Source organism: Streptomyces zagrosensis (assembly GCF_014203645.1).
Classification (GTDB): Bacteria; Actinomycetota; Actinomycetes; order Streptomycetales; family Streptomycetaceae; genus Streptomyces; species Streptomyces zagrosensis.
This window is the reverse complement of sequence record NZ_JACHJL010000001.1, coordinates 457,234-470,471: the sequence shown is the minus strand read 5'-3', so window position 1 is coordinate 470,471 and position 13,238 is coordinate 457,234. Positions and strand designations below refer to the sequence as shown.

Below are 13,238 nucleotides of genomic sequence, written 5' to 3'. Positions count from 1 at the left end.
CGATGGACACCACGCCGCACCCGTCCCCCGCACGCCCGCCCCGCGCCCCGCGCCCCGGCCCGGGCGCCCTCGCGTCCGCTCTCGCGCACGGGATGCGGTTCGCCTTCGGCACGCTCACCGCGCTTCCGGTGCGGGTGACCCGCTGGGATCGGGCCGCCGCACGGACGGGCATGCTCTGCGCGCCGTTGGCCGGTCTCGTGGTGGGCCTGTTCGCGGCGGCCCCCGGCGGGTTGCTGCTCCTTGGTGGCGGCGGGCCGCTACTCGCCGCCGTCGCCACGGTCGCGGTGCCCGCTGCGGTGACGCGCGGGCTGCATCTGGACGGCCTCGCGGACACCGCGGACGGTCTTGGCAGCGCGAAGCCACCCGAGGACGCGTTGCGCATCATGAAGCGCTCCGACATCGGTCCGTTCGGCGTGATCACGCTGCTCCTGGTGCTGCTCGCGCAGGTCGCCGCTGTGTACGAGTTGTACGCGGACCGCTGGGCCAGCGGCGCGCTCGCGGTGACCGTGGCGGCGATCGCCGCGCGCTGCGCGCTGACCTTGGCCAGCCGCGCCGGGGTGCCCGCCGCGCGCCCTGAAGGGTTGGGCGCGGCCGTGGCCGGAGTGGTCCCGGTGCGCGCGGCGCTGGCCGCCGCCGCGCTGACGGCCTCGTGCTGCGCGGGCGCGGGGGCGCTGGAGGGCCCGTACGGCGCGCTGCGCTGCGGCCTTGCCGTGCTCGCTGCGCTCGGCGCCGCCGAACTGCTGCTACGGCACTGCCGGCGCCGTTTCGGCGGGGTGACCGGCGACGTGTTCGGCGCCTTGGCGGAAACGGCGATGACGGCGGCGCTGGTCGTGCTGACGCTGGGCTGAGGCAGCCTCGGCGACGGCCGGGCGGGCGGGCGCTGCCCTGCGCGCTGCCGGCGCTGCCCTGCGCGCTGCCGGCGCCCGCTTTCGCGCTACCGGCGCGGACCCCGCGCGGGGCACGCCCCCTCGTGTGCGCGGCCGGTCGCGCCCCAACCCCCGGGCGGAACACCGCAGATGAGGGGGCCGGCACCGCCCGTGCCCGCCGCCTAAGTCTCACCTTCCATCGTCCATCGGGCAGGTCAGCCCGATGCGGGCACAACACGCCCCGTACAGCGCGAGTTAGGCTCGCGATGGCCGCCACGACCACCGCACCGGGCCGCACCCCGTCATGGGATCAGCGCATACGATGCCCACGGCACGGCCGGCCCACCCAACGGCCCACACCTCAACGGAAGAGAGACCCCACCACCGTGACTGCTCTGACTCTCAGCACGTCCAGCGCGACCACACTGCGTGCGGACGCCGTCGTCGTCGGTGTGGCGAAGGGCGCCAAGGGCCCCATCGTCGCGTCGGGCGCCGAGGCCATCGACAAGGCTTTCGACGGCAAGCTGGCCGCCATCCTAGAATCCCTCGGCGCCTCCGGTGGCGAGGGCGAGGTCACCAAGCTGCCGTCCGCAGCCAGCATCAAGGCCCCCATCGTGCTGGCGATCGGCCTCGGTGACGCGCCCGCCAAGGGCGACGGCTTCGACGCCGAGACGCTGCGCCGGGCCGCGGGTGCCGCTGCCCGTGCGCTAGCCGGTACCAAGAAGGCCGCGTTCGCGCTGCCGCTGGAGGACGTCGAGTCCGCCGCCGCGGTCGCCGAGGGCGCGCTCCTCGGTGCGTACGCGTTCACCGCCTACCGAGGCGGCGACGACAAGGACAAGAACGCCAAGGGCAACGGCGCCGGCGCCAGTGCGCCGCTCGCGGAGATCACGCTGCTCGGCGGGAAGCCGCGGGACAAGGCGTACAAGGCGGCCACCGAGCGTGCCATCGCCGTGGCTGCCGAGGTCAACCGCGCCCGCGACCTGATCAACACCCCGTCCAACGACCTGAACCCGAAGTCCTTCGCCGAGCAGGCGCAGGCCGCGGCCAAGGAGTTCGGCCTGACGGTCGAGGTGCTGGACGAGAAGGCGCTCAAGAAGGGCGGCTACGGCGGCCTGCTGGGCGTGGGCCAGGGCTCCGAGAGCCCGCCCCGGCTGGTCAAGCTCACCTACACGCACGCCAAGGCGAGCAAGACGCTGGCGCTGGTCGGCAAGGGCATCACGTACGACTCGGGCGGCATCTCGCTCAAGCCCCCGGGCCACAACGAGACGATGAAGTGCGACATGAGTGGCGCCGCCGCCGTGTTCGCCACCGTCGTGGCCGCCGCCAAGCTGGGCCTCCAGGTCAACATCACCGGCTGGCTCGCGCTCGCCGAGAACATGCCGTCCGGCTCGGCGACCCGCCCCGGCGACGTGCTGCGGATGTACAGCGGCAAGACCGTCGAGGTGCTGAACACCGATGCCGAGGGCCGGCTGGTGCTCGCCGACGCGCTCACCCGCGCCTCGGAGGAGAAGCCGGACGCCATCGTGGACGTGGCGACCCTGACCGGCGCCATGGTGCTCGCCCTCGGCAACCGCACCTTCGGGATCATGTCGAACGACGAGGCCTTCCGCACCACCTTGCACGAGCTCTCGCAGGAGGCGGGCGAGCAGTCCTGGCCGATGCCGCTGCCCGCCGAGCTGCTCAAGGGCATGGACTCCCCGATCGCCGACATCGCCAACATGGGCGAGCGCGCGGGTGGTGGCCTGGTTGCCGGTCTGTTCCTGAAGGAGTTCGTGGGCGAGGGCATCACCTGGGCGCACCTGGACATCGCGGGCCCGGCCTTCCACGAGGGCGCGCCGTTCGGCTACACGCACAAGGGCGGCACCGGCTCCGCCGTGCGGACCCTGGTGCTGCTCGCCGAGCGCACCGCCGCGGGTGACCTGGGCTGATCGTCCAGCTCTTCGCGTGGTCCGGGGGCACGGGTGGTCCGGCAGCCGTCCCCCGGATGAACGCGGCAGTACCCAGAGCGTGACCAACGGCCCCGTGCGTCCAGCGCCCGGGGCCGTCGCACGTTCGCTGACAGCGATCTACTAGTCAGTACGAGCGGTGCGGGGCACCGCATCCGCCGGGGATTCGGGCCGTACGGGCGCTTTCGACCACCTCGGACACCGGCCCGGCGTCCCGCCGTCCGCGAACAAGTGCGAAGATGTTGTCTCGGCAGGACAGGGCCCCGGCTCACGCACACACCGAGCCAGACCGCATGGCCGAGCAGCTAGCGGCCGAACAACAGCCGCCGCCCGGTCACCGGCTCTGCTTCCGTAGGCTCTGCTGGAGACAGCAGAGAAACCGAAGCGCAGCGGAGTGACCGGCTCCGGCGTACCCATGCATGGAGGACGTGACGTGGCGAACGACGCCAGCACTGTTTTCGACCTAGTGATCCTCGGGGGCGGCAGCGGTGGTTACGCCGCAGCCCTGCGCGGAGCTCAGCTGGGCCTGGACGTCGCCCTGATCGAAAAGAACAAGGTCGGCGGCACCTGCCTGCACAACGGCTGCATCCCCACCAAGGCACTGCTACACGCCGGTGAGATTGCCGATCAGGCGCGGGACAGCGCCGAGTTCGGTGTCAAGGCCAGCTTCGACGGCATCGACATGGCGGCCGTGCACCAGTACAAGGACGGCGTGATCTCCGGCCTGTACAAAGGCCTCCAGGGCCTGATTGCCAGCCGCAAGGTCACCTACGTAGAGGGCGAGGGCCGGCTGTCGTCGCCGACCTCGGTAGATGTGAACGGCCAGCGTTACGAAGGCCGCCACGTCCTGTTGGCGACCGGCTCCGTGCCGAAGTCGCTGCCGGGCCTGGAGATCGACGGCAACCGCGTCATCTCCTCCGACCACGCCCTCGTCCTGGACCGCGTGCCGCAGTCCGCGATCGTGCTGGGCGGCGGCGTCATCGGCGTGGAGTTCGCCTCCGCCTGGAAGTCCTTCGGCGCCGATGTGACCATCGTCGAGGCACTGCCGAACCTGGTTCCGGTCGAGGACGTGAACAGCTCCAAGCTCTTGGAGCGCGCGTTCCGCAAGCGCGGCATCAAGTTCTCCGTGGGCTCCCGCTTCTCGGGCGTCGAGTACACCGCCAATGGCGTAAAGGTCTCCCTGGAGAACGGCAAGACCTTCGAGGCCGAGCTGCTGCTCGTCGCCGTTGGCCGCGGACCGGTCTCCCAGGGCCTGGGTTACGAGGAGGCCGGGGTCGCCACCGACCGCGGCTACGTCCTGGTGGACGAGTACATGCGCACCAACGTGCCGACCATCTCGGCCGTTGGCGACCTCGTCCCCACGCTCCAGCTCGCGCACGTCGGCTTCGCCGAGGGCATCCTGGTGGCGGAGCGGCTCGCCGGCCTGCCGACGGTGCCGATCGACTACGACGGCGTGCCGCGCGTCACGTACTGCCACCCCGAGGTCGCCTCCGTTGGCGTCACCGAGGAGAAGGCCAAGGAGCGGTACGGCGCCGACAAGGTCGTCACCTTGAAGTACAACCTGGGCGGCAACGGCAAGAGCCGCATCCTGAAGACCACGGGCGAGATCAAGCTCGTCCAGGTGCGGGACGGTGCCGTGGTTGGCGTCCACATGGTCGGTGACCGCATGGGTGAGCAGGTTGGCGAGGCACAGCTCATCTACAACTGGGAGGCCCTGCCCGCCGAGGTGGCGCAGCTCATCCACGCACACCCGACGCAGAACGAAGCCCTCGGCGAGGCCCACCTGGCGTTGGCCGGCAAGCCGCTGCACTCGCACGACTAGTAGTACCGGGCGCGACCACATCCGCAAGATTGTTAGGAGCAACCGAAACCATGGCGGTTTCCGTAACCCTGCCGGCGCTCGGCGAGAGCGTCACCGAGGGCACCGTCACCCGCTGGCTCAAGGCCGAGGGTGAGCGCGTCGAGGCCGATGAGCCCCTGCTTGAGGTCTCGACCGACAAAGTAGACACCGAGATTCCGGCCCCCGCGTCCGGCGTCCTGGCCTCCATCAAGGTGGCCGAGGACGAGACCGTTGAGGTCGGCGCCGAACTGGCCGTCATCGATGACGGCTCCGGCGCCCCCGCCCAGGCGGCCCCGGCCGCTGAGGCCGAGGCGCCCGCCGCACAACCCGCCCCTGCCGCACAGCCCGAGCCCGCCGCGCAGCCCGAGCCCGCCCCGGCGCAGGCCGAGGCCCCGCAGCAGGCCGAGGCCCCTGCGGGCGCGGCCGAGGGGACCGCGGTCACGCTGCCCGCACTGGGCGAGTCCGTAACCGAGGGCACCGTCACGCGCTGGCTCAAGTCGGTGGGCGACTCCGTCGAGGAAGACGAGCCGCTGCTTGAGGTTTCCACCGACAAGGTGGACACCGAGATCCCCGCCCCGGTCTCCGGCACCCTGCTGGAGATCGTGATCGGCGAGGACGAGACGGCTGAGGTCGGCGCCAAGCTGGCCGTCATCGGCGCCGCCGGTGCGGCTCCGGCCGCTGCCCCGGCCCCGGCAGCCCCGGCCCCGGCTGAGCAGCCGGCCCCCGCGCAGGCGCCCGCTCCGCAGGCGGCACCTGCTCCGCAGGCGACCCAAGCAACGACGCCTGCTCCGCAGGCGGCTACGGCACCCGCTCCGCAGGCGCCGACCGTTCCCGCCCCGCAAGCAGCCACCCCGGCTCCGGTCGCCCCGGAGCCGACCCCGGCCGCCCCGGTGCCCGCTCCGGCGCCGGCCGCGGCTCCGGCTGCGACCAGTGCGGACGCGGACGGTGCCTACGTCACCCCGCTGGTGCGCAAGCTCGCCGCCGAGAGTGGCGTCAACCTGACCACGGTCAAGGGCACCGGCGTCGGTGGCCGCATCCGCAAGCAGGACGTCGTAGACGCTGCTGCTGCTGCCGCTGCCGCTGCCAAGGCACAGCAGGCCGCTCCGGCGCCGGCCGCCGCCGCGTCGAAGGCTCCGGTCCTGGAGACCTCGCCGCTGCGCGGGCAGACCGTCAAGATGCCGCGTATTCGCAAGCTCATCGGCGACAACATGCTGAAGGCCCTGCACGAGCAGGCGCAGCTCTCCAGCGTGGTCGAGGTGGACGTCACCAAGATCATGCGGCTGCGGGCACGGGCGAAGGACGCGTTCGCACAGCGCGAGGGCCTCAAGCTCTCGCCGATGCCGTTCTTCGTGAAGGCCGCCGTCCAGGCGCTGAAGGCCTACCCGGCCGTCAACGCCCGGATCAACGAGACCGATGGCACCATCACCTACTTCGACACCGAGAACGTCGGTATCGCGGTGGATGCCGAGAAGGGCCTGATGACCCCGGTCATCAAGGGTGCCGGTGACCTCAACCTGGCGGGCATCGCCCGTAAGACGGCTGAGCTCGCGGGCAACGTCCGGGCGAACAAGATCAGCCCTGACGACCTGGCGGGTGCGACGTTCACGATCAGCAACACCGGCTCGCGCGGTGCGCTGTTCGACACGATCATCGTGCCGCCGAACCAGGTGGCGATCCTGGGCATCGGTGCGACCGTCAAGCGCCCCGTGGTCATCGACCACCCGGAGCTTGGCGAGACCATCGCCGTCCGCAACATGACCTACCTGACGCTTTCCTACGACCACCGGTTGGTGGACGGCGCCGACGCCGCCCGCTACCTGGGGGCCGTGAAGGCGATCCTGGAGGCCGGCGAGTTCGAGGTCGAGCTCGGCCTGTGAGCAACGCCGCATTGACGCGGTAACCCAGCGGCCCCGGTTCACCACGGTGAACCGGGGCCGCTGGCGTTCCGGCACCGGATGAAGGGCGAAGACAGGACCGGCCCCGGGGCCGAAACGAAGCCCGGGGGCCGAGACGAGACTCGGCTCAAGACGGCGTTACCGGGATAATGGCCGTCGTTTACCGCGCTCACCCCCCGTACGGCGCGCGACCACGAGGAGCACTTCCATGACCCCGCCAGTCGTCCACTCGCTCCGCGAGCAGATCCGCGAGCACATTCTGGAGGGGATCGTCAGCGGTCGCTGGCAGCCGGGCGAACGGATCGTAGAGCGGCACATCGCCGTAGAGCTCGCGGTCAGCCAAACGCCGGTACGCGAGGCACTGCGCGAGCTGGAGTCGCTGCGGCTGATCGAATCTGCTCCCAACAAGGGCGTACGCGTACGCAACCTGACTGCTGACGACCTCAAGGAGAGCTACCCGGTGCGGGCCGGTCTTGAGCAAGTGGCCGCTGAGCTGGCCGCCGGACGGCTGGCTGCTGACACGACGGCGCTGGAGCACGAGGTGGCAGCGCTGCGCGACGCGGACCGGGAACACGACGGCGAGGCTCAGGTCAGGCACACCGTGGCCTTCCATCGCGAGATCGTCATGGCCTCCGGCAACAGCGTGCTGCTGCACACCTGGGAGTCACTGGGCATCGAGGTCTGGACGACGCTGTCGATCCGCTGGCTGAGCCCGGAGCCGCGCTCCCACGCCCAAGAGCACCAGGAGCTCGTGGACGCCTTCCGCCGCCACGATCCGCAGATAGGGGATCTCCTGCGTACCCATGTTCTGAGTTGTGCCCCGCGTCTGTAATTCCGTCTGTGATCCCGTCTGCGATCCCGTCTTTGCTCCGGTCGCGCCCCGGGGCAGCGCGTCTGGCCGCGCGAGGAACGCGACGGATCGCGGCCTGAGCCATCGGGCATCAGGCATCGGGCATCGGGCATCCCAGACGGTCACGGGTCGGGGCGGTAGACGAGGACCATGGCGATGATCGCTGCGAGGAGTAGCCAGGCCATGTGCACGTTCTCTCCTCTGGGACGGATGGGACGGCTGAGGCAGCGGCGTAACGGTGCTCGGGTGCTGGCGCTCGGGTGCTTGGGGGGTGCTGGTGCTGATGTTGACGCTGGCGCGGGTCTGACCGCGCCTAGCGGACGGTGGCGGTCCGGTGCGTACGCCGTCGTGCGTACGCCGTCGTGCCCAGCCGCCTCCAGGCGCTCGCTTGGGCCGTTCGCCGCGGTGGGTGGCGGGAGGTCTCACGATGCCGCGCCTGGCACCCGGTGGGCATCGGACCACCGGTCACACCTTGGCTCGCACGGGTAGCCCGTGGGCTTACGTCCCCGGGCTCATGTCCCGCCGCAGGTCAGGTGGTTACGATCGCGCAGTGCCCATCACGTCTGCCATACCGCGCCCGTCGCGCCCTGCGCTGCCCCAGCGGGTGCCCACTCCCCAACGGATATGGCGGCGTGCACGGCCGGTCGCCGCGGCGGCGCTGGCCTGGTGCGGGGCCGTCGTGTACCCCTTCGCCCTGTTCTCAGCGGCGCAAGCGGGACCGTATCGCTCGGCTTCCCTACGGTTCACCCTGACGGCCGCCGCCACGGTGCTGCCGGTGTGGCTGTTACGGCGACGCCCGATGGCGGCCCTGGTGCTGATGCTGATCGGTACGTTCGCCGGAGCGACGCCGCAGGGGCCGCCCTGGGAGCAGGGAGTGCCGTGGGAGGTCAGCTATCTGCTGGTGTTGGTGGACGACGCCGTGGTCGGCTACATCGCCGCTACCAGGTCGCGCCGCACGGGTCTGGCCGCCGCCGCGCTGACCCTCATCGTGCAGATCGCTGTCGCGACGTCTCGCACCAGCGCGACCGATTCCTTCACCAACACCGTGCTCCTGTGCCTGGTGGCCCTCGTCGCCGCCTGGACGGCCGGTCGCGCACTGCAAGAACGCCGCGAGCACGCCGCCGCGCTCCGTACACAGGCCGCGGCCCAAGCGGTCACCGCCGAACGGCTGCGTATCGCCCGAGAGTTGCACGACATGATCGCGCACAGCATGGGCATCATCGCCATCCAAGCGGGCGTGGGTAGCCGGGTCATCGACACCCAGCCCGCCGAGGCCCGCACCGCCCTCACCGTCATCGAGGCCACCAGCAGGGAAACGCTCGCCGGGCTACGGCGGACACTCGGCGCCCTCCGCCGCACCGAGCCGACCGCCGGCTATGGCAGCGGCAGGGGCGGCGGTGCCGGCGCGCCCCACGAGCCCGCTCCCGGCCTCGATGACCTTGGCCGGCTGGCCGCCGCGACGGCGGACGCGGGCGTACGGGTGGAGGTGCGCTGGCGAGGAGAGCGGCGGCCACTGCCCGCCGATATCGATCTGGCCTGCTACCGGATCGTCCAGGAAGCCCTGACCAACGTCGTACGCCACGCGGGGACGAGCGCGTGCCGGGTGACCGTCGCCTATCAGGAAGCGGAACTGTTGATCCAGATCGACGACGAGGGTCGCGCAAGCACGACCGCGCCCGGCGAGAGGTTCGGCATCGTCGGCATGCGAGAGCGGGTCGGCCTGCTGCGCGGACAGTTCACCGCGGGGCCGCGCCCCGAAGGGGGGTTCCGGGTGGCGGCTCTGCTGCCGGTGCCGGTGTCGGTGCCGGTGGGGACAGCAACTGGCAAGCACGTGGGTGCGGACGTGAACGTGGGCGCTGATGCGGACGTTGATGGGGCCGTTGCTGGGAACGCGGGCGCTGATGCGGACGCAAACGCTGACGTGCGGAGGGTGGGCACAAGCTTGAGTACAGGCACGAGTACGAGTGCGGGTACACGCACGGGCCTAGGCGCGCGGCGGGGGGATCGATGAGTGTTCGTGTCGTGCTCGCCGACGACCAGCCACTGGTACGAGCCGGCCTTCGGGTGCTGATGGCTGACACGCCCAGCATCGTTGTCGTCGGCGAGGCCGCGACCGGCGCCGAGGCGGTCCGGCTCGCCGACGAGGTCCGACCGGATGTGGTGGTGATGGACATTCGGATGCCCGACATGGATGGAATTGAGGCTACGCGCCGGATCACGGCCGGCTCCCCATTGGTGCGCAGCCTCATCCTCACCACCTTCGATGACGACGACTACGTTTACGGCGCGCTGCGGGCCGGGGCCAGCGGGTTCCTCGTCAAGGACATGGCGCTCGAACACATCCTGGAGGCCATTCACGTGGTCGCCGCCGGGGACGCCCTGATCGCACCGAGCGTCACCCGCCGGCTGATCGAGGAGTTCGCGGGCCGCCCCGAACCCGCGCCGCCACCGCTGCCGACACATGGCATCACCGATCGGGAGCGCGAGGTGCTGACACTCGTGGGCCGCGGCCTGTCCAACGCGGAGATCGCCGCCGAACTGTGCATCGCCATGGCCACCGCCAAGGCCCATGTCGCACGGCTTTTCACCAAGCTCGGCGCCCGCGACCGGGTCCAGTTGGTGATCACGGCCTACGAGTTGAGGCTGGTCAGGCCGCACCGCTGAGGGGCCGTACGGGACCAGAAAGAGTTCGACGGAGCCAGCCACGGGACGTCCGGCGCCGGACGGGTGCCGCGGGAAAGGCCGCCGGGCAGCGAGCGCCGCGCTGGCATCTCGCTGGCGCCGCGCCGGGTGAGCTGCCGTGGCCGGGCGGTGGCCGACCCGGCACGGAGTGCCGGCGATCGAGACACCCCGTGCCGACTTTTGCCGATTCGCCGCGAACCATTGATCGATCATCGATCAGAGTCGTATGGTCAAAACGTGGGGCGCGACACCCCTGCCTGCCGCTCTCGCTCTCCCGTCCGGAAAGGGGCCACCCATGCCCGATCCCGTACGCATTCCGTACAGCCAGCTTGACCAGATCCCGGACCGGGACCCGCAGGAGACCGCCGAGTGGTGCGCGTCGCTTGACGCCGTAACCAAGGCGGCGGGCCCCAGCCGCGCCGCGTACCTGATGCGTCGCACCCTGGAGCACGCCGCGCGCTCAGCACCCTCGTCGCACGCCCCGCACGCCCCGCACCTGGGGGGTTTCCCGGGCCTTCCCGACCTGCTGGAAACCGACTACGTCAACACGATCCCCACCGCCGCCGAGCCCGCCTTCCCTGGCGATGAGGCGATGGAGTCCCGGATCACGGCGTGGACCCGGTGGAACGCCGCAGCGATGGTCACCCGTGGCGCGCGCTACGGCCTCGGCGGGCACATCGCCACCTATGCCTCCGCCGCCTGGCTGTATGAGATCGGCTTCCAGCACTTCTTCCGCGGCAAGGAGAGCGACCGTTCGGGGGACCAGCTCTACCTCCAGGGCCACGCATCCCCCGGCATCTACGCCCGCGCCTTCCTCGACGGTCGGCTCAGCGAGGCGCAACTCGACCGGTTCCGCCAGGAGGCGGACCCCGGCATGTCAGGGCTGCCGTCCTACCCGCACCCGCGCCGGCTGCCGTGGCTGTGGGAGTTCCCCACTGTCTCGATGGGGCTCGGCCCGCTCTCGGCCATCTACCAGGCGCGGTTCAACCGCTATCTGGAGCACCGAGGCGTCAAGGACACCTCCAGCTCCCATGTATGGGCCTTCCTCGGCGACGGCGAGATGGACGAACCCGAGTCAACCGCTGCCCTCGCGCTGGCGGGTCGGGAGAGCCTGGACAACCTCACCTTCGTCATCAACTGCAACTTGCAGCGCCTCGACGGCCCGGTGCGGCCCAACTTCAAGATCGTGCAGGAGCTTGAGGCACAATTCCGCGCCGCCGGCTGGAACGTGGTCAAGGCGCTGTGGGGCGCCGCCTGGGACGAGGTGCTGGCCCGCGACACCGAGGGCGCGCTGCTGCGCAGGCTGCGCGAGGTGCCGGACGCCCAGTTCCAGACGTACGCCACGCGCGACGCGGCCTATCTCCGCGAGCACTTCTTCGGCGCCGAGCCCGCGCTGACCGCGATCGGCCGCGAGCTGACCGACGCGAAGCTGCTCGAACTGTTCCAGACCTCGCGCGCCGGGCACGAGCCCCGCAAGGTGTACGCGGCGTACCGCGCGGCCATCGAGCACAAGGGTGCGCCGACGGTGATCCTGGCGCAGACCGTCAAGGGGTACACGCTCGGCCCCGGCTTTGAGTCCCGCAACGCCAACCACCAGATGAAGAAGCTGACGGGCAAGCAGTTCCGCGCCATGCGGGACCTGCTCGAACTTCCCATCCCGGACAGCGCGTTGAACGACGACCTGGTCCCGTACGCACACCCAGGCGAGAACTCCCCCGAGCTGCGCTACCTACGCGAGCGCCGCGCGGCTCTCGGCGGCCCCGCCCCCGCCCGCAAGGTGATCGCGAGGCCGCTGCCCGCCCCGGCCGCCACACCGTTCGAGGCGCTGTACAAGGGCTCCGGAAGCCAGGAGATCGCCACCACGATGGCGTTCGTCCGCCTCGTCAAGGACTTGATGCGGGACAAGGAGACGGGGCACCGCTGGGTGCCGATCGTGCCGGACGAGGCCCGCACCTTCGGCATGGAGTCACTGTTCCCCTCGGCCGGGCTCTACTCCCCGGTCGGCCAGACCTACGACCCGGTCGATCGCGATCAGCTCCTCTACTACAAAGAGGCAAAAAACGGTCAGATCCTCAACGAGGGGATCACCGAAGCGGGGTCGCTGGCCGAGTTCACCGCTGCCGCAACGGCGTATGCCACGCACGCCGAGCCGATGATCCCGTTCTACATCTTCTACTCGATGTTCGGCTGGCAGCGCACAGCCGACCAGTTTTGGGCACTGGCCGACCAACTCGGCCGCGGCTTCGTCATCGGCGCGACCGCAGGCCGTACGACGATGACCGGCGAGGGCCTCCAGCACGCCGATGGCCACTCCCATCTGATCGCCTCCACCAATCCGGCGGCGATCTCCTACGACCCGGCGTTCGCGTATGAGGTCGCGGTGATCGTCAAGGAGGGTCTGCGCCGAATGTACGGCGAGGTGGTCGATGGCGAGGACCCGAACGTCTTCTACTACCTGACGGTCTACAACGAGACCAAGGTGCAGCCCCCCATGCCCGAGGGCGTCGAGGAGGGCATCATCAAGGGCCTCTACCGCTACCGACAGGCCGACCCCACCGCGGTAGCCGCCGCCAGAGCCGCCACCGCCTCCGGCAACGCCACCGTCTTGGGGGGCGGCGACGCTGCCCCGCCGCACCTTCAACTCCTCGCCTCGGGCACCGCCATCCACTGGGTGCTGGACGCCCAGCGCTTGCTGGCCGAGGAATGGGGAGTGGCCGCCGACGTATGGTCGGCACCCTCATGGACCGAGCTGCGCCGCGACGCCCTGTCCTGTGACGCGGCGCAGCTCAAGGGCGAGGATCGGGTCCCATACGTCATCCGTGCCCTGGCCGGCGTATCGGGCCCGGTCCTCGCAGTCAGCGACTGGATGCGGTCGGTTCCCGACCAGATAGCCCCCTGGGTAGAGCAGGACTGGTCCTCAATCGGCACGGACGGATTTGGTCTCTCCGACACTCGCGAGGCCGCCCGGCGCCACTTCGGCGTCGATCCGCAGTCGATAACGGTGGCGGCACTCGCGGCACTGGCCAAGCGCGGCGAGATCAAACCGGAAACGGTCCGCGAGGCCGCCCAACAGTACGGCCTCTGATCCGCGCGGGCCGCAATCGGGGCGTGCTCCGAGCGGTGCGGGCTCTTCCGTGCCGCGGCGCGTGCGGTAAGCCG

The 13,238-nt window shown here is 70.7% G+C and carries 8 protein-coding genes; all 8 read left to right on the top strand.

What is annotated here, in order from left to right; genetic code table 11:
• Nucleotides 1–2: 2 nt before the first annotated feature.
• Nucleotides 3–848, top strand: coding sequence for an adenosylcobinamide-GDP ribazoletransferase (locus FHS42_RS01995; protein WP_184568712.1), 846 nt, complete (start codon nt 3–5; stop codon nt 846–848).
• A gap of 404 nt (nt 849–1,252) precedes the next feature.
• Nucleotides 1,253–2,794 carry a leucyl aminopeptidase gene (locus FHS42_RS01990; RefSeq protein ID WP_184568711.1) on the top strand — a complete coding sequence of 514 codons (1,542 nt, stop codon included), beginning with the start codon at nt 1,253–1,255 and terminating at the stop codon, nt 2,792–2,794.
• A 451-nt stretch (nt 2,795–3,245) separates the two neighbouring features.
• Complete coding sequence (gene lpdA / locus FHS42_RS01985; protein ID WP_184568710.1) at nt 3,246–4,634, top strand: dihydrolipoyl dehydrogenase; 1,389 nt, start codon at nt 3,246–3,248, stop codon at nt 4,632–4,634.
• Nucleotides 4,635–4,684: 50 nt separating this feature from the next.
• Nucleotides 4,685–6,529 (top strand): 2-oxoglutarate dehydrogenase, E2 component, dihydrolipoamide succinyltransferase, encoded by a 1,845-nt coding sequence (sucB, locus tag FHS42_RS01980; protein WP_184568709.1) that lies wholly within the window; start codon nt 4,685–4,687, stop codon nt 6,527–6,529.
• Nucleotides 6,530–6,755: 226 nt separating this feature from the next.
• Nucleotides 6,756–7,379, top strand: coding sequence for a GntR family transcriptional regulator (locus FHS42_RS01975; protein WP_184568708.1), 624 nt, complete (start codon nt 6,756–6,758; stop codon nt 7,377–7,379).
• Nucleotides 7,380–7,947: 568 nt separating this feature from the next.
• On the top strand, nt 7,948–9,408 hold the full coding sequence (locus FHS42_RS36520) for a sensor histidine kinase (RefSeq protein WP_312866662.1): 1,461 nt from the start codon (nt 7,948–7,950) through the stop codon (nt 9,406–9,408).
• Entirely contained in the window at nt 9,405–10,061 is a 657-nt protein-coding gene (locus tag FHS42_RS01965) for a response regulator (RefSeq protein ID WP_184568707.1), read from the top strand. Before FHS42_RS36520 ends, FHS42_RS01965 begins: the two co-directional genes overlap by 4 nt.
• Before the next feature lie 313 nt (nt 10,062–10,374).
• Nucleotides 10,375–13,164 (top strand): pyruvate dehydrogenase (acetyl-transferring), homodimeric type, encoded by a 2,790-nt coding sequence (gene aceE / locus FHS42_RS01960; protein ID WP_184568706.1) that lies wholly within the window; start codon nt 10,375–10,377, stop codon nt 13,162–13,164.
• Nucleotides 13,165–13,238 lie beyond the last annotated feature (74 nt).

What these genes read in the sequence shown, in the direction of transcription:
- FHS42_RS01995 (WP_184568712.1), top strand. Translation starts at nt 3, where the DNA reads ATGGACACCACGCCGCACCCGTCCCCCGCACGCCCGCCCCGCGCCCCG.
- sucB (WP_184568709.1), top strand. Translation starts at nt 4,685, where the DNA reads ATGGCGGTTTCCGTAACCCTGCCGGCGCTCGGCGAGAGCGTCACCGAG.
- FHS42_RS01975 (WP_184568708.1), top strand. Translation starts at nt 6,756, where the DNA reads ATGACCCCGCCAGTCGTCCACTCGCTCCGCGAGCAGATCCGCGAGCAC.
- FHS42_RS01965 (WP_184568707.1), top strand. Translation starts at nt 9,405, where the DNA reads ATGAGTGTTCGTGTCGTGCTCGCCGACGACCAGCCACTGGTACGAGCC.
- aceE (WP_184568706.1), top strand. Translation starts at nt 10,375, where the DNA reads ATGCCCGATCCCGTACGCATTCCGTACAGCCAGCTTGACCAGATCCCG.